General features: G+C 52.5%; 14 protein-coding genes. 4 read left to right on the top strand and 10 right to left on the bottom strand.

The window, feature by feature from the left end; genetic code table 11:
• Window positions 1–216 precede the first annotated feature (216 nt).
• Window positions 217–1,248: a mechanosensitive ion channel family protein gene (locus OGX80_RS21300; protein WP_012132281.1), complete on the top strand. Its 1,032-nt coding sequence runs from the start codon at window positions 217–219 to the stop codon at window positions 1,246–1,248.
• A 42-nt stretch (window positions 1,249–1,290) separates the two neighbouring features.
• Here the strand turns inward: OGX80_RS21300 and OGX80_RS21295 are convergent, their stop codons facing one another.
• On the bottom strand, window positions 1,291–2,910 hold the full coding sequence (locus tag OGX80_RS21295; protein WP_115181604.1) for a peptide ABC transporter substrate-binding protein: 1,620 nt from the start codon (window positions 2,908–2,910) through the stop codon (window positions 1,291–1,293).
• A gap of 228 nt (window positions 2,911–3,138) precedes the next feature.
• On the opposite strand from OGX80_RS21295, the gene mpaA reads away from it, so the two are divergent.
• On the top strand, window positions 3,139–3,867 hold the full coding sequence (gene mpaA, locus OGX80_RS21290; protein WP_104868618.1) for a murein tripeptide amidase MpaA: 729 nt from the start codon (window positions 3,139–3,141) through the stop codon (window positions 3,865–3,867).
• Here mpaA and ycjG read toward each other — a convergent pair.
• Window positions 3,842–4,807 (bottom strand): L-Ala-D/L-Glu epimerase, encoded by a 966-nt coding sequence (gene ycjG, locus OGX80_RS21285; protein ID WP_012132278.1) that lies wholly within the window; start codon window positions 4,805–4,807, stop codon window positions 3,842–3,844. The two genes, mpaA and ycjG, sit on opposite strands and share 26 nt — an antisense overlap.
• A 135-nt stretch (window positions 4,808–4,942) precedes the next feature.
• Here ycjG and tpx point away from each other — a divergent pair, with 135 nt between their 5' ends.
• A complete protein-coding gene (gene tpx / locus OGX80_RS21280; protein WP_012132276.1) occupies window positions 4,943–5,449 on the top strand; it encodes a thiol peroxidase in 507 nt (168 codons plus the stop codon).
• 58 nt (window positions 5,450–5,507) lie between these two features.
• Here the strand turns inward: tpx and tyrR are convergent, their stop codons facing one another.
• The 3 genes from tyrR to OGX80_RS21265 all read right to left on the bottom strand — a co-directional run bounded on the left by tyrR (window position 5,508) and on the right by OGX80_RS21265 (window position 9,653).
• Window positions 5,508–7,049: a transcriptional regulator TyrR gene (gene tyrR, locus OGX80_RS21275; protein WP_071258372.1), complete on the bottom strand. Its 1,542-nt coding sequence runs from the start codon at window positions 7,047–7,049 to the stop codon at window positions 5,508–5,510.
• A gap of 148 nt (window positions 7,050–7,197) precedes the next feature.
• A complete protein-coding gene (locus tag OGX80_RS21270) occupies window positions 7,198–8,259 on the bottom strand; it encodes a YcjF family protein (RefSeq protein WP_012132270.1) in 1,062 nt (353 codons plus the stop codon).
• The gene (locus OGX80_RS21265; RefSeq protein WP_233644107.1) at window positions 8,256–9,653 is read right to left on the bottom strand and encodes a YcjX family GTP-binding protein; all 1,398 of its coding nucleotides are present in this window, start codon (window positions 9,651–9,653) and stop codon (window positions 8,256–8,258) included. Before OGX80_RS21265 ends, OGX80_RS21270 begins: the two co-directional genes overlap by 4 nt.
• Before the next feature lie 155 nt (window positions 9,654–9,808).
• Between OGX80_RS21265 and OGX80_RS21260 the strand changes: the two genes are divergently transcribed.
• Window positions 9,809–10,819, top strand: a complete 1,011-nt coding sequence (locus OGX80_RS21260) for a LacI family DNA-binding transcriptional regulator (protein ID WP_114847868.1) — start codon at window positions 9,809–9,811, stop codon at window positions 10,817–10,819.
• Between the two features lie 31 nt (window positions 10,820–10,850).
• On the opposite strand, the gene OGX80_RS21255 is transcribed toward OGX80_RS21260, so the two are convergent.
• The 5 genes from OGX80_RS21255 to ycjS form a co-directional block, all read right to left on the bottom strand.
• Window positions 10,851–11,756: an OmpG family monomeric porin gene (locus tag OGX80_RS21255; protein ID WP_071258376.1), complete on the bottom strand. Its 906-nt coding sequence runs from the start codon at window positions 11,754–11,756 to the stop codon at window positions 10,851–10,853.
• Window positions 11,757–11,827: 71 nt separating this feature from the next.
• Entirely contained in the window at window positions 11,828–12,910 is a 1,083-nt protein-coding gene (locus tag OGX80_RS21250) for an ABC transporter ATP-binding protein (RefSeq protein ID WP_115181603.1), read from the bottom strand.
• Window positions 12,911–12,920: 10 nt separating this feature from the next.
• Window positions 12,921–13,583: a beta-phosphoglucomutase gene (pgmB, locus tag OGX80_RS21245; protein WP_071258378.1), complete on the bottom strand. Its 663-nt coding sequence runs from the start codon at window positions 13,581–13,583 to the stop codon at window positions 12,921–12,923.
• Entirely contained in the window at window positions 13,580–15,850 is a 2,271-nt protein-coding gene (locus OGX80_RS21240) for a glycoside hydrolase family 65 protein (protein WP_233644106.1), read from the bottom strand. The genes pgmB and OGX80_RS21240 overlap by 4 nt, the downstream gene beginning before the upstream one ends.
• On the bottom strand, window positions 15,847–16,902 hold the full coding sequence (ycjS, locus tag OGX80_RS21235; RefSeq protein WP_115181602.1) for a D-glucoside 3-dehydrogenase: 1,056 nt from the start codon (window positions 16,900–16,902) through the stop codon (window positions 15,847–15,849). The genes OGX80_RS21240 and ycjS overlap by 4 nt, the downstream gene beginning before the upstream one ends.
• Window positions 16,903–16,907 lie beyond the last annotated feature (5 nt).

The raw sequence follows: 16,907 nt of genomic DNA, 5'->3' as shown, positions 1-16,907 counted from the left end.
GAAAGCTCTGTTACTTGCGCGTAACAATACCATGACAATCCCCCGTTGTCTGCCACACAAGTCGTGACATAATATTCACATCGCGCGTCCCTGTCTGAAAATGCGCTACGTCTTATTCTTTTTGATCAATGACCAGCGCATTCGAAGCGGATAAAATATCTGCACCTCAGAATCTTTTAGCGTTATATCAACCATACGGGGTAGTGACAGACCAAAATGATTGCAGAATTTTTTTTCAAAAACGCGTTTAATCTGGCAATAATTTTTGGCAGTGGCGCCGCCTTACTTCTGATGAGTATTGTGTTTCGTCGTGGCGAGAAAAGAAGAAAAGGATTTATATTTCATGCCGTACAGTTCTTCGTTTATGCCCTTATCATCGGCACGCTGGGCAGTATCGCCAATAATGTTATTGAAAACTACGATCTGAAATTCATCTCTCCAAATGCCGTCGATTTTATCTGCACATCTCTGATTGCGCTGATTCTGACAATAAAACTGTTTTTACTCATCAACCGCTTTGAAAAATCACAGATCGGTAAAGGCAGAGACGTCACCAGTGCGAAGATCCTGTCTCGCATTATTAAGATCACCATTATTATCGCCATCGTTTTACTCTATGGCGAACACTTTGGCATGAGTCTGTCCGGGTTGCTGACTTTTGGCGGCATTGGCGGCATCGCTGTTGGGATGGCGGGTAAGGACATTCTGAGCAACTTTTTCTCGGGGATTATGCTCTATTTTGATCGCCCCTTTAGCATTGGCGACTGGGTTCGTTCCCCGGACAGAAATATTGAAGGCACTGTGACTGAAATCGGCTGGCGAATGACCAAAATTAACACCTTCGACCACCGCCCTTTATATGTGCCGAATTCGATTTTCTCCGCCATTAGCGTGGAGAATCCCGGCAGGATGACCAACCGACGCATTAAAACGGTGATCGGGTTACGTTATCAGGATGCCAGTAAAACAGGCGTTATTGTTGATGCGGTCAGAACGATGCTGCAAAACCACCCTGATATCGATCAGCACCAGACACTGCTGGTCTATTTCAATGAATTTGGCGAATCATCGCTGAATATCATGGTCTATTGCTTTAGCAAAACCACCGAATGGGAAGCCTGGCTTGCGGTTCAGCAGGATGTTTACCTGAAGATTATCGACATTGTTCAGGCGAACGGCGCAGATTTTGCGTTTCCAAGCCAGACGCTTTATCTGGATAACGCCGCGTCACCGCAATCCGCAAATTAAAAAAGACGCGGAATACCGCGTCTTTTCGCTCACTGCCGCATATTATTTGTCGTGCTTCACAATATACATTGTCCGACTATACGCCACGTCTTCCGGGTTATTAATGGGATAACCTTTCAGCCACGGTTTGATCAAACGTCCGTTGGTATACTGGTAAATCGGCGCAATCGGCGCCTGTTCCATCAGGATTTTCTCTGCCGCGTTATAGTCCGCATTGCGCGCCTTCGCCGTATTTTCTACTGTCGCCTGCGTCATGATTTTATCGTAGGCCGGGTTATTGAAGCGCGAGATATTGCCCGTATGGGTCGAGGTTAACAATGACAGGAAAGTAGACGGTTCATTGTAGTCCCCCACCCAGGAGGCGCGGATAACATCAAAATTACCGGTGTTGCGGCTGTCGATATAGGTTTTCCATTCCTGGTTTTGCAGCTTCACCTCTACGCCCAGATTCTTTTTCCACATCGAGGCGACTGCAATCGCGATTTTCTGATGATTTTCAGATGTGTTATATAACAGCGTCAATTTGAGCGGTTTCTGCGGGCCATAGCCAGCCGCAAGCAATAACGTTTTTGCCTGAGCATTGAGTTCTTCCTGGCTCATTTGTTCAAATGGCGAAGGATCGGGAGTGAAGCCAGCCGTCACGTCCGGGGTGAAGCGCCAGGCCGGTTTCTCCCCGGTTCCTAATACTTTTTCCGCCATGATGCGGCGATCAATCGTCATGCTCAGCGCCAGCCGAACCCGGGAATCCGCCGTCGGGCCTTTTTGGGTGTTAAACGCATAATAATAGGTGCCCAACTGCGGCGGCGTGTAAACCTGCCCTGGTATATCCTTCAGCAACTTCTGGTACAGATTTTTCGGGAAAGATTCGGTGATATCGATATCGCCAGCCAGATAACGTTTAGTCGCTGACGACTCCTGATTAATCGGCAGGAAAGTCACTTTTTGCAGCACCGTCTTCGCATTGTCCCAGTAGTGGGTATTGGGCACCACCACCAGTTTTTCGTTGACCACGCGATCATTCAACACATAGGCGCCATTGCCGATCAGGTTTCCGGGCTTCGTCCAGTCTTTACCGCTTTCTACATTAGCTTTCTGTACCGGGTAAAAAGCAAAGTTGGCGGTCAGGTTAACGAACCACGGCAGCGGTTTATCCAGCTGTATTTTTAGCGTGCGGTCGTCCACGGCACTAACCCCAAGCGTATCCGGCGACGCTTTACCATCAATAATCGCCTGGGCGTTATTAATGCCAGCAAGGGCGGCAAACCAGGCAAACGGTGACAGGGTTTTCGGATCAACCAGACGTTGCCAGCTGTAGACAAAATCCTGCGCGGTCACCGGAGTGCCGTCCGACCACTTTGCGTTATTGCGCAGGGTAAACGTCCAGATCCGGTTATCATTGGTCTTCCAGCGCGTAGCGACGCCAGGAATGATTTCCCCTTTCTCATTCTGATTCACCAGACCTTCAAACAAATCGCGAATGACCTGAATCTCCGGCAGCCCAACCGCTTTTGCCGGATCTAACGACGCCGGTTCATCTTTAATATGGCGGACCAGTTCTTGCTTCTCTGCCAGTACCGTTCCGCCGGGAACATCCGCAGCGTGTGTCAGGGAGACGCTGCTAATCAACAGCGCACAACAGGTAACTGAAACAGAGTGCTTCATAAGATGCCCTTAAATGATGAAGTTAGATGACTGCGTAATTATTTGTTTCGCATGAAGGAAATGCAAACGTCTTCCTACAGAAAGTTGATATTAACCCGATATACGCATCCGCTTCCAGGAAGCCAGATGGAGGATATTGCATAGCGCGCACAACGCGTGAAAACGATTTGATTATCTGGACAATTTGCACAACACTGCGAGTAATAACAACAGCATTCAGAGACACTTATGACCGTTACCCGTCCTCGTGCCGAGCGCGGCGCATTTCCGCCAGGAACCGAACATTATGGGCGTTCATTGCTGGGAGCGCCGTTGATCTGGTTTCCGGCCCCGGCTGCCGATCGCGAAAGCGGCCTGATTCTGGCCGGAACGCACGGCGATGAGAACGCGTCGGTGGTGACGCTCTCGTGTGCGCTGCGTACGCTGAATCCTTCACTCCGCCGTCATCATGTGGTGCTGGCGGTGAACCCGGACGGTTGCCAGCTTGGTCTGCGCGCCAATGCCAATGGCGTCGATTTGAACCGTAATTTTCCGGCGGCGAACTGGAAAGCGGGTGAGACGGTTTATCGCTGGAACAGCAGCGCCGAGGAGCGCGATGTGGTGCTGCTTACCGGTGAACATCCGGGATCTGAACCCGAAACCCAGGCGCTGTGTCAACTGATACACCGGGTGCATCCTGCCTGGGTGGTCTCCTTTCACGATCCCCTCGCCTGTATTGAAGATCCCAGACATAGCGAGTTAGGCGAATGGCTGGCCCGGGCATTTGCGCTGCCGCTGGTCTCCAGCGTAGGTTACGAAACGCCCGGTTCGTTTGGAAGCTGGTGCGCCGACCTCAATCTGCACTGTATTACCGCAGAGTTCCCGCCGATCTCGTCCGATGAAGCCAGCGAAAAGTATCTGATGGCGATGTCTACTCTGCTGCGCTGGCACCCTAAAGATGAAGTTGCCCGGTCGTAAACCGTAGAGCGGGCTCGACATCCACCGCCAGCCAGGTGGGGCCATCGAGGTCAGCAAAACGCACCTGTGGGGCCAGCGGCAACGCTGCGCTAATGGCCCTGGAGGTACACAGCATACATCCCAGCATCAGCCCAAAACCCTGTTCTCTGGCTTCGGCGGCCAGCGCCAGCGCTTCCGTCAGACCACCGGTTTTATCCAGTTTGATATTGACCATATCGTAGCGCCCCTGTAACGCCTTCAGGCTGCTGCGGGTATGGCAACTTTCATCCGCGCAAATAGGGAGCGGATGAACAAAATTTTCCAGCGCGGCGTCATCCTGCGCAGGTAACGGTTGTTCCAGCATCGCGACGCCTAAATCCGCCAGCAGCTGGCATCGCGCCGCCAGCCCCTCTGTACGCCAGGACTCGTTTGCATCCACAATTAGCGTCGCATCAGGCACGACGGAGCGAATCGCGACCATTCGTTCGCTGATCAGGCGATCGTCCAGCTTAATTTTGAGCAGTTTCGCCCCTTTTTCCCACAGTGCCGCCGCGCTGGCCGCCATCTGTTCAGGCGTACCGATCACGACAGTCTGTGCTGTTGTCAGCGTAGCGGGCAATTCAACGGCCACAAACTCCGCCAGCGTTTGCTGCTGCTGGCGAGCGCTCAGATCCCACAGCGCGCAATCGACCGCATTTCTGGCCGCGCCGGCAGGCAGCAATTTTTGTAGTGCTTCGCGGGTCAGCCCCTGTTCCAGTTGCGGCGCGATACTCATGATCTGCGCCAGCACCGAGGCATCGCTTTCGCCATAACGTGGATAAGGCGTACATTCCCCTACGCCTTTTACGCCCTCTTCCTCCAGCTCCACGACCACAACATGCGCTTCGGTACGACTTCCCCGGGCAATCACAAAGGGCGTGTGCAGCGGCCAGGCCTCCTCATACACCTTAACAGATCTCATTGGTTCTCCTTTTTTCGCCGTTTTTCACGTTGCAGATGCGTGGCGGTGGATTAAACACAAATAGCGTTTGCCGTGTTAACTGCTGATGGCATAAACTAGCCACGACGTTAACTATATGTAAACAGGAAGATAACCATGTCACAAACCGTTCATTTCCAGGGCAATCCAGTCGCCGTCGCCAACACCATTCCTCAAGCTGGTAGCAAAGCACAGGCTTTTACCCTCGTGGCAAAAGATCTGTCTGACGTCACACTGGCTCAGTTTGCAGGCAAGCGCAAGGTGCTGAATATTTTCCCAAGTATTGATACCGGCGTTTGTGCGGCATCGGTACGTAAGTTTAACCAACTGGCGACAGAAATCGACAACACCGTCGTACTGTGCGTTTCTGCGGATCTGCCGTTCGCCCAGTCTCGTTTCTGCGGCGCGGAAGGTCTGAGCAACGTCATTACCCTTTCCACTCTGCGTAATCCTGACTTCCTGAAAGACTACGGCGTTGAAATCACTGAAGGCCCGCTGAAAGGTCTGGCGGCGCGTGCCGTGGTGGTCATTGATGAAAACGACAACGTCATTTTCAGCCAGCTGGTGAACGAAATCACCAACGAACCTGACTATGCTGCTGCGCTGGACGTGCTGAAAGCGTAAGACGGTAAAAAAGCCCGATGGCGCAACGCTCATCGGGCTTCTAATTCTTGTGTCGTTTCTACTCTTCGCTTTTCTTCTGATTCAAACCGTATTCACGTAACTTATTGGCAATCGCGGTATGTGAGACGCCCAGGCGTTTCGCCAGTTTGCGCGTGCTCGGATAATTGCGATAAAGCTGCGTCAACACGGAACGTTCAAAACGACTGGTGATATCATCCAGCGAGCCTTCCATCGCATCTTCACCAACGGCAACGGTCGTGGCGTCGTAATCCGGCAGCAAGATATCCTGCGGACGTAATTCGTACCCTTCAAGCTGCGTCAGCGCCCGGTAGATGGCGTTTTTAAGCTGGCGCACGTTGCCCGGCCAGCCATAACGGGTTAATACGGTGCTGAGATCGGCAGAGAGTTTTGGACGCGGCACGCCCTGCTCATCGGCAAAACGCGCCACGAAAAGTTCAGTGAGCGGCATGATATCCTGCGGGCAATCACGCAGCGGCGGCAGATTGAGCGTCAGCACATTCAGACGGTAGTAGAGATCCTCGCGGAACAGCCCTTTTTGCACCAGTTCCACCAGATTCTTCTGCGTGGCGCAGATCACCCGGACATCAACGTGAACCTCATGATCCTCGCCAACGCGACGGAAAGTGCCGTCGTTAAGAAAACGCAGCAATTTGGTCTGCATGCGTGGCGACATCTCACCAATCTCATCCAGCAGCACTGACCCCCCGTTGGCCTGTTCAAAGAAGCCTTTTTTACCTTCCGGCGCATGACCAAACAGTTCGCTTTCAACCGCATCTTCAGGAATGGAGGCGCAGTTCAATGCCAGATACGGTTTTGCCGCACGCGGGCTTGCCAGGTGACAGGCATGGGCGAAGAGATCTTTACCGGTTCCGGTATCGCCGGTAATCAGCAGTGGCGCGCTCAGCGTAGCCAGCTTGCGAGCCTGCTCTACGACATGCTTCATTTTCGCGCTGACGGCGATAATCTGGCTAAACGCGCTCAAATCCTGGGTCGTCAAATTCTGCAACTGACGCCCCATTCGGATGGTGGAACGTAACATAACGACAGCGCCCGTGAGCATGTACTCGTCATTTTCCCCTTGCAAATGAACCGGGGTAATCTCCATCAGGAAGTTCTGCCCATTGATCACCACATGCTCGTTGTGAGAGACCTGTGGGTTGCTCTCCAGCCAACGCTGGAAGTTGAAGCCGTTGATCAACTGCGCGGCAGTGTGATTGCGCATACGCTCCTGATTTTGTGCGAAAAGCTGACAGCTCGCGGGGTTCGCCATCTCTATTTTACTTTTCATATCCAGAGAGAGGACGGGTTCCGGCAACGCTTCGAGCAGTGCGCTCAGCGCCAGATGCTCGCGTTCAGACGGCATCCACGGCACCGTACGGACATCGGTCACGCCGGAAATGCGGCGGATCTCCGCCATCAGGCTGCTGAAGTTGGTGAACTCCAGTTCAGCAAAATTAAGGTAAATTCGCCCGATGGGGTCAATCTCAATACCGCGTAAATCAATGCTACGAAGCACCAGCAAATCGAGTAACTCGCGGGTCAGACCAAGACGGTCTTCACAAAAGACTTCCAGACGCATGGGAACTTTCACCTAAAACAATGAGCTATTAGATAGATGATAAGCCAGTATTCGATTAGCAGGAAGGATTCTGTCAACAATTATTGACAGCATGACGGAAAATTGGGCGCCGGGCCGTAAAGTTATACGGTCAGCGCCCTTCCAGCGATCAGTTTTCGCGCGGAGTTTTGCTTTTCTGCAAGGTCTCTTTGACCTGAACGATAAGCTGGCGACGAAAATCCCCCAGGCGCGGCTTATCATCGTCGATCCACGGTAAGGGACGACACAGTTCCATCGCTTTGATGCCCAGACGAGCGGTTAACAGCCCGGCGCCAATACCCTGCGCCGCACGGGCAGACAAACGCGCCGCCAGATCCTGCGACATCCAGTCCATCCCAACCTCTCGCACCAGCTCGCTGGCACCCGCAAATGCAATATTGAGCAACACCAGACGAAACAGGCGCAGACGGCTGTAATACCCCAGTTCAATGCCATACAGTGTCGCAATGCGATTGATCAGCCGCAAATTTCGCCAGGCGATAAATGCCATATCCACCAACGCCAGCGGGCTGACGGCGATCATTAACGTGGACTCGGCGGCCGAACGGCTGATTTCACGTCGCGCCTGAGCATCCAGCACCGGTTGCACCAGTTGAGCGTATAAGCTGACCACTTCCCGATCGTTTTGCGTTTCATGAATCGAAGCATACCAGCGCTGCAACGCCGGGTGAGACTGATCGATACCGGCCTGCTGCGCCAGTTTTTCGCAAAACGCACGGCCCTTTCCCGTACCGTGGCTGTGCAACAGGTCGCGCGCTTCATCCCGTTCATGCGCCCGCTGGCGTAACCGCCATAGCCGACGCCATTCTGTCGCGACCGAGCCAACGCCTGCGCCAATGATCAACGCCCCAGCGGCACAACCGCCCAGCGCCACCCAGTCCTGGGTTTGCCATGCGTTCATGGTCCATTGCACGCCCTGGCCTACAACGCTGACGCCAAACAACGCCAGTCCCCCCATCACCATCTTGCGCCACAAACTGCGTTTAGGGCGCAGCGCGGCATCAATGACCGCTTCCGCCTGCCCCTCGTCTTCCAGAGGCTCATCCACCTGCGCGGGGGCAAAAGTCTGCGCCTGCGTCTCGCTGAAGGTCTGTTGCGTTTTAAGCGTCTGGTTTTGCTCCACCTCCAGTGGACCTGCGAAATCGATACGCGGTTTTAACGGTTCGCTCATCGCAATTTGTCTCCTATTAAAAATTCCAGCGCGGCATCCAGACGAATGTGCGGCAATGGTTTGTCCACATCCATTACCTGCGGGCGAAACGCTTCAAACTGAAAACCCTGACTGTCCCAGAACGCTTGTCCCGGCAGGCGTGCGGGCACTTCGCCGGGGTACACCGTTAACGGCGTTCCGTCGCTTAAACGGTTACCGCGTAAAGCCGGGATCTTTTCACCATTCACGTCGATCAATCCACTGGTCGTCGCCTGTACGGACGCCAGTCCCAGACAATCCATGCTGATGCCTTCAAACGCCGCGTTTTGCCAGGCATCCTGAATCAGTTGCTGGAGCAAAGAGACCATATTGGCATGTTGATCGACAGTCACATGGTCTGCCTTGGTCGCCGCAAACAGCAGTTTATCAATCACCGGGGAAAAGAGTCGGCGAAATAGCGTTCGCTGACCATAGTGGAAACTCTGCATCAATTGCGTCAGCGCCAGACGCATATCGTTGAACGCCTGCGGCCCGCTATTCAACGGTTGCAGGCAATCCACCAGTACAATCTGGCGATCAAACCGCAGGAAATGGTTTTTATAGAACCCTTTCACCACTTTTTCACAGTAGTAATTAAAGCGTTCACGCAACATTCCGGCGTTGGTGTGTTTGTCCGCCTGCGCCAGTATTGATTCGCCATGCGCATCCACATCCGGCCACGGGAAAAACTGCAACGCAGGCGCGCCCGCCATATCGCCCGGCAGCACAAAGCGGCCAGGCTGAATAAAGTGCAGCCCCTGCTGTTTACATTGGTGCAGATACGCCGTCCAGGTCGCGGCGATCTCCGCCAGGCGGTTTTCATCAGCAGGCGCCAGCGGGTCCAGCCCCTGGCATAGCTGACGCCATTTGGCCGACCATTCGCCCCGCTGCCCTTGCAGTAAGCCGGTCATTTGCCGGGACCAGCTCAGGTAATCCTGCGCCAGCATCGGCAAGTCGAGCAGCCATTCGCCGGGATAATCGACAATCTCCAGGTATAACGTCGAGGTGTCTTTAAAATGACGCAGCAAAGAATCATTGGATTTATAGCGTAACGCGAGGCGGATTTCGCTCACGCCGCGCGTTGGCGTCGGCCAGGCAGGCGGCTGGCCATAAAGCTGGGCCAGCCCTTCATCGTAGGTAAAACGTGGAATACCAAAATCACGTTGTGGAACGCGTTTCACGCCCAGCAAACGCTCCTCACGCACCGCGCTTAGCAGCGGCAGTCGCGATCTGGCATGGATGTTGAGCAGTTGGTTAACCATCGCAGTGATAAACGCGGTTTTTCCACTGCGGCTAAGTCCGGTAACGGCCAGACGTAAATGCCTGTCTACACCGCGATTAACCAGCGAGTTAAGTTCGTTTTTGAGTCGCTTCATCGCCATCCTGTTGTGCCTGAAGACCAGAAAAAAATTATAACCTATGCGTATTGATGTGGGGGCAGGCTGTTGATAATCAACCGCCTTGTGTTGTCATCCGCCAGTTAACTCCATAAGATGTGCGTCATTAACTCTCGAACGGAGTTCCCCCGACTATGTCCCCTACTATTTATGATATCGCGCGCGTCGCCGGAGTATCAAAATCCACGGTATCGCGCGTGCTGAATAAACAAACCAATATCTCCCCGGAAGCACGGGAGAAAGTATTACGCGCCATTGATGAACTGCAATACCAACCGAATAAACTGGCGCGCGCCCTGACCTCTTCCGGGTTTGACGCCATTATGGTTATTTCTACTCGTTCAGCAAAAACAACGGCCGGTAATCCTTTTTTCTCTGAAGTTCTGCATGCGATTACGGCAAAGGCCGAAGAGGAAGGTTTTGATGTCATATTACAGACCTCCCGCAGTACAGAAGATGACTTGCAAAAATGCGAAAGCAAAATTAAGCAGAAAATGATCAAAGGCATTATTATGCTGAGCTCCCCGGCGGATGAGTTCTTCTTTTCGCGTCTGGATAAGTATGATGTTCCTGTTGTCGTCATTGGCAAAGTGGAAGGCGAATACGCTCATGTTTACTCTGTTGATACGGATAATTTCCAGGACAGTATTCAACTCACAAATGCATTAATTGACAGTGGTCATCAGCATATTGCCTGTCTGCATGCGCCACTTGATTTCCATGTTTCCATCGACCGTGTTAATGGTTATAAAGCCAGTCTGGAAGTCCATAAAATCCAGTGCCGTGATGAATGGATCGTTGATGGTGGATACACGCATGAAAGCGCGCTACTGGCCGCCAGAAAACTGTTAAGCCAGACCCCATTGCCAAATGCCGTTTTCGCAACAGACAGCTTAAAGTTAATGAGTTTATACCGGGTGGCGGCAGAGAAAAATATCGCGATTCCACAACAACTCGCCGTTGTCGGTTACAGTAATGAACTGCTCTCGTTTATGCTGACTCCCGCCCCAGGCGGCATTGACGTTCCCACGCAGGAATTAGGCGAGCAAAGTTGTAATCTGTTATTTAACCTGATTGCCGGCAAGAAAGGCCTGCAAAATATTATCGTAAAAACGCAAATATCATTAGCCGGCTCCCTCGCTTAAAAACTGGGGCATGAATATGCCCCAGTACATTTTAGAACGCGTAGTTGATGCCGATCCCCGCATAATGGAATTTGTCACTCTCACCTTCGTCGTGATCTTCCCACTCAAAGGCATATTCCAGCGACATTGATAACCCATTCTGGAAATCATACGCATAAAGCAAACCGAGACGGTTAAAGTCGTGACCTTCACGCTCAGGATCATCCTGCCAGTCCCAGTTGGACCAGCGATCCAGACCGATACGGGTATAAGGCGTGAGGGTGGTATTGCCTAATGCTATCGGTAAATAGGCACGGATTTCCTGTGTGGAGAATTCACCGTTATCACGGTTTTCGGCAAGATTGAAGCCACGTTCCAGGTAATAATTCACCGTCAGACCAACCGTTTCATTAAAAGTGTAATTCAGGCCGGTTTCACTTTCGACACGACTGTCTGAGTAGCCGGTGATACTCAGGTCATTGACGAATTGATACATCGCCAGCCAGCCGCTGAAACGTAAATCGTCGGTCAGTTTCACATCCCAGTCCGGCTGTACTTTCCAGCGTTGCATATTGGCGGTGTCTTTACCCGCTTCATTTACGTAATGGTAGCCATAGTTACGAAAACCGCCGGTTAAACCGAAATTAACATCATCGCTTTCGAGGAATTGATAACGAACTTCCAGTTCCGGGCGATCAAACCATGTACCGCGTTTACCGGCACTATAATCGAAAGGTCCTTCCTGATAATACGCCAGTGAAATTTTCCACGGACCGGTTGCCGCATTAAAATAGATGGACGGTTCACCCAGCCCATCCATATCTTCACCATAGCCTTCGACGTTTTCTATTTCATACATAGCACCGATATTAAAATGCCAGTCGTTGTTTTCAGCGGCCTGCGCGCAAGCCATTCCTGCGCATATGACCAGCGCAGTAGAGTACAGTAAGGTTTTCATTTTTATTCCTTGTTAAAATACCGACAAAAAATGCACCTGCTACCGGGGGATAATTCCCCCGGAGGAATTATTTATTGAATAGCCAGTTCGGTTTCAGCATCAAAGAAATGGCATTTCGCCATATCAAAATGTATGGTGATATTTTCTCCCGCAGAATAATCGTTAATCGCCCCGGCACGGACGACCAGCTCGTGCCCCCCAACGGTGGTATAAAGCATAAATTCCGCACCGGTTAATTCAGCCACGCTAATACGCGCCGTTATGCTATTACCATCCTGTTTTTCAGGATGGATATCCTCCGGGCGAATCCCCATTACCACCGCTTTATGCTCGTGGCCTTGTTTTATTAACGCGTTCAGCTTGTCATCCGGGATTGTTAATTTCAGCGTTTCGGTAACGAATTTATCGCCATCAATTGCACCACGAATAAAGTTCATTGCAGGAGAACCAATAAATCCTGCGACAAACATATTGGCCGGATGGTTATATACCATCTTAGGCGCACCGACCTGCTGAACAATGCCATCTTTCATAATGACGATTCGCGTTGCCATCGTCATGGCTTCAGTCTGATCGTGCGTAACGTAAATCATGGTGGTATTCAGCTTCTGGTGCAGCTTACTGATCTCTGCGCGCATCTGGACACGTAATTTTGCATCCAGGTTAGACAGCGGTTCATCCATCAGGAACACACCCGCTTCACGAACGATGGCGCGCCCAAGCGCAACACGCTGACGCTGTCCGCCGGAAAGCGCGCCCGGTTTGCGTTTCAGGTAATCCCGCAATCCAAGAATTTGCGCCGCCCAGTTCACGCGTTCATCAATAATGCCCGGGACCATCTTTTGCATTTTCAGCCCAAACGCCATGTTGTCGTAAACGGTCATGTGCGGATATAAGGCGTAATTCTGAAAGACCATGGCAATATTGCGCGCTTTTGCCGGTACATCATTCATCCGCTTACCGTCGATCAATAATTCACCGGCGCTGATCTCTTCCAGCCCCGCAATCATGCGTAGCGTGGTGGATTTGCCGCAGCCCGACGGACCGACAAAAACGATGAACTCTTTATCTTCAATCTCCAGGTTAAAGTCTTTAACCACATGCACTTGGTTATCGTATATTTTTTGGATATGTTGCAATGAAAGCTGTGCCATATTGATTCCTTTACTTTGCGTTTAGCCAGAAAGCCGATAAGCACGGCCACGTCAGAAATTCCGTTGAAGGAAGATGTAACTCCGCGCCGGTTAACCCCGGACCGATACCGACAGAATGCATACCGCAGGCATTGATGGCATCAATACCCGCCTGTGCATCTTCAATACCGATGCACGCATCAGGCCTCACCCCAAGACCGTTGCAGGCGGCAAGAAAAATCTCAGGATCCGGTTTCGAGCGGGATATGTGCGCTGCGTCTGCACAAAAATCAAAAAAGTCAGCAATCTCCAGCGCCTGTAAGATTGCAGGGGCATTGAGAGAGACGGATGCCAGCCCTACCGGAATCTGTAATTCATGCAGCGAGGTCAATAACGCCCGAATACCGGGCAGGACAGAGTCGGTCGTTAACTGGCGCAGAGCGTGAACGTACAGAGCATTTTTACGCGCAGCTAGCTGCAAACATTCAGCATCGGTAAACACCCCTTCTTTACCGCCATGCTGCAAAATGCGACACAACGATTCATTACGGCTAATGCCTTTCAAACGTTCATTGAACGCCTCATCAATCACGATCCCCGTCTCATCGGCTATCTGTTTCCACGCCAGAAAATGCAGGTGCGCGGTATCAGTAATCACGCCGTCTAAATCAAAAATGATGGCCTGAGGTTTCATTTCCCCTCCCTGGTAGCGGTCCCATTAACAGGTAAAATAACGTCACTGCATTTGAATGACCGCTCACCGTCGACAGTAACCTTGCGGTTGCAAATCCACACATCGACGGGGCCGATGCTGGTGATGCTGATGTTATCTGCATCCATGGTGATAAACAGTTCTCTGCCCTGCCACTGCAACGGAAAAGCGAGGCGTTTCCACTGCGCCGGGAGCGCCGGATGCAGATGCAGTTCGCCATGGCGCACGCTTAACCCTGCAAATCCTTGTATCGCGCCCAGCCAGATAGCCCCTGTCGCTGCGGCATGAATACCGTCATCGCAACTGTGCGGATCGTCGCCAAGATCGATTTGCCCCCCATCGCGCCAGAACTGATACCCCATTGCTGGATCTTTACAGCGCGCCGCCACGATACCGTGGATCGCTTTACTCAGAGAGGAGTCATGAATCGTGCGCGCCTCATAAAAGCGCAGGTTCGCCAGGCATGTCTGCGGCGTAAACAGATCCGGCAGCATATACATCAGCATTACCACGTCCGCCTGCTTGAGAATTTGCATCTCATTAACTTCAGCGCGTGAATAATCAAGCAGTATCGTCTGCTTGCCCGCATTGGCTTTATATTTCGCTAAATCGATAACCGGTTTGCTGAGAAACGCATCATCCTGCGGCAAAATGCCATCCTGCTGAATGTCAGGCCGCCAAAGTTTCTGCAAAAAGTATTCCGCACGATAAATAAACGTGTCGTCAGCACAACCCTGCGCACGCGCAAAACGCAGCGCCTGCTCCACGTTGTACCAGGCCATGTAGTTGGTGAAGGCATTGTTATTAACGTGCTCGGTGTACTCATCTGGGCCAATAACGTCATGAATCTCCAGACGTCCGTTCACGTCAACCGCACGACTTATCCAGAATTTGGCGGTTTCCAGCAGCAGCGCCATGCCTTCACGCGCCATAAAACTCATGTCGCCCGTGGCTTGCCAGTAGCCGATAACAGCCCAGGCAATATCGGCGACAAGATGGTGTTCCGCTAATGCCGACGCCACTTTTTGCCGCAGGCCAGTACGGATGTTGATCGCTGCAAACTCCGGCGTCTCTTCCTCACCGCTACGCGCGCTTTCCCATGGAAACAACGCGCCTTGCCAGCCGTTACGTCTCGCTTTCTCACGCGCGCCGGGCAGATTATGCCAACGGTAACGTAACAGGCCTCTGGCAGTGTCTGGCTCGGTAAACAGATGAAACGGCAGCAGGAAAACCTCGGTATCCCAGAATACGTGGCCCTTGTAACCTTCTCCGGTTAATCCTTTTGCCGCGATGCTGCTGCGCTCATCATGAACCGGCGTCATGATGCGTAAGTGATAGAGCGCGAAATCCAACGCGCGCTGATCGCCAGGCGCCACGCTGTTGACCTGAACACGGCGACGCTGCCACCAGCGATGCCAGTTAGCGGCGGTTTCTGCTCTTAGCGCGTCGTACCCCTGCTCAGCACAGGCTTCCAGTTGACGAAGGGCCTGACTCCCCCAGGTTTCTGGCGAGGTATTCCGTTCAGATGTCCACTCAATCCAGACCAATTTCTCCAGCGTGATACGCTGGCCCGCTTTTACACACAAACTGTTGTGCTGCATCAGGCGGCGATCTTTTGCCGTAAAGCAACGTTGCGCATCGCCTTTCACGTGGCAGAAAGCGGAAATGGAAATATCGTTGCGGCCATCCTGAGTCGTATAGACCCCCTGCAAAAGGTGCTGTCCGAACACTCTGACCTGTGTTTCGTCCAGATGCTGACGGCCATGGTTAGTTATCGTCGCGTCAATGCCGGTCGAGAGAGAAAGCGTGGCGTCGGCGTCCAACGGCGTAATAGTCATTTCCATCGCAAACAGCGGTAACTTTTCTGCGGATGCAAAACGGCGGCTTTCGATCGCAAAGCGCATGCCGCCAGGCGAGCGCCATATCAGCGAACGGCGCAACTCTCCGGTGGCAAAATCCACATCGCGCCGCCAGCTTTCAATTGTGCCGCTCAGCAGGGAGAAAATATCGCCATTCAGCGTTATCTCTACGCCAACCACATCGGGGAGATTGACCAGTTCATTAATCTCTCCCTTGCCAGCCTGATGATAGAGACCCGCCAGAAACATGCCGCGAGTCTGTACTGTATACGCTTCTTCGTGGCTTGCGCGGATCCCCATATAACCATTACCTGACGCCATAAGTGAGGCATATTTATTCAGGCTGTGCAGGCAAAAAAACGGGTCTGTTAACATTACAGGCTTCATCATAATTCCACGCAGGTTCCTGTTTCAGCAGAGTGATACAACGCAGCCACAAGTTGTTGAATGACAAAACCTTGTTCTGCATCGGCGATCGTCACCGGCTCCCCTTTCACATGATTGACAAAAGCCTCCATACTCCGAAAATGGCGGTGATCATCCGCAACGTCACGCTGAAACAGGACCGCCAGCTTCCCCTCCTGGTCGGTGTAAACCTGTGCCGGGAAAAGCGTTGCTCCGGCCTTATCACCGCAAAAATTCACGTTCATGACCGACTGCTCTGGAATGTTGAGCGCAAAGGAGGTTTCCAGCCGCAAGATGCCGCCATTGTGAAATTCGATTGTGCCGAACAACGCATCTTCAACGGTGTACGTTGCCGGGTCCCATTCACCAAACTGCCCGCTGTTTTTGCAGGTGCCGATTTTTTGAAAGCTGTGTGCGCAAACCCGTTTAACCGCCGGGAACCCTAAGACATACATTGCCGCATCCAGCATATGCACGCCGATATCGGTCAACGGCCCCCCGCCCTGCAAAGCTTTGTTGGTGAATACACCCCAGCCGGGCACTCCGCAGCGGCGCAAGGCTCTGGCATTGGTGACATAGATTTCACCCAGCACGCCAGCCACAACCTGTTCACGCAACAATTGCGTGTCCAGCGCAAAGCGATGATGAAAATCGTAGGCCAACACCTTTCCCATTCGTCGCGCGGTTTTGCACATCTCCAGCGCCTGTTCTGGCGTCATGGCGGGAGGCTTCTCGCACATCACATGACAACCGGCTTCCAGGGCCAGCATGGTGTGTTCGTAATGAAAACGATTTGGCGAACAGACGCTGACGATATCCGGCTGAGCGTCGCGCAGCATCTTCTCTGGGTCATCCCAGACCTGTGCATTACCGTATTTATCTGCCAACGCTTGCGCCTGGGACAGGCGGCTGTCACAGACAGCCACCAGTTCCAGATCCTCGCGGGTGCAGTAGTACGAAGCATGAACTTTATCCGCCACCTGCCCGGCGCCAATGATGGCGACACGCAACGGCGCGCTTGTCATTGCACTTTTCACGGGAA

Origin of the sequence: Citrobacter sp. CK194 (assembly GCF_030333395.1) — a bacterium.
Classification (GTDB): Bacteria; Pseudomonadota; Gammaproteobacteria; order Enterobacterales; family Enterobacteriaceae; genus Citrobacter_B; species Citrobacter_B koseri.
Note: the sequence above shows the minus strand (reverse complement) of the source record. Positions and strands in the feature narration are given on the sequence as shown.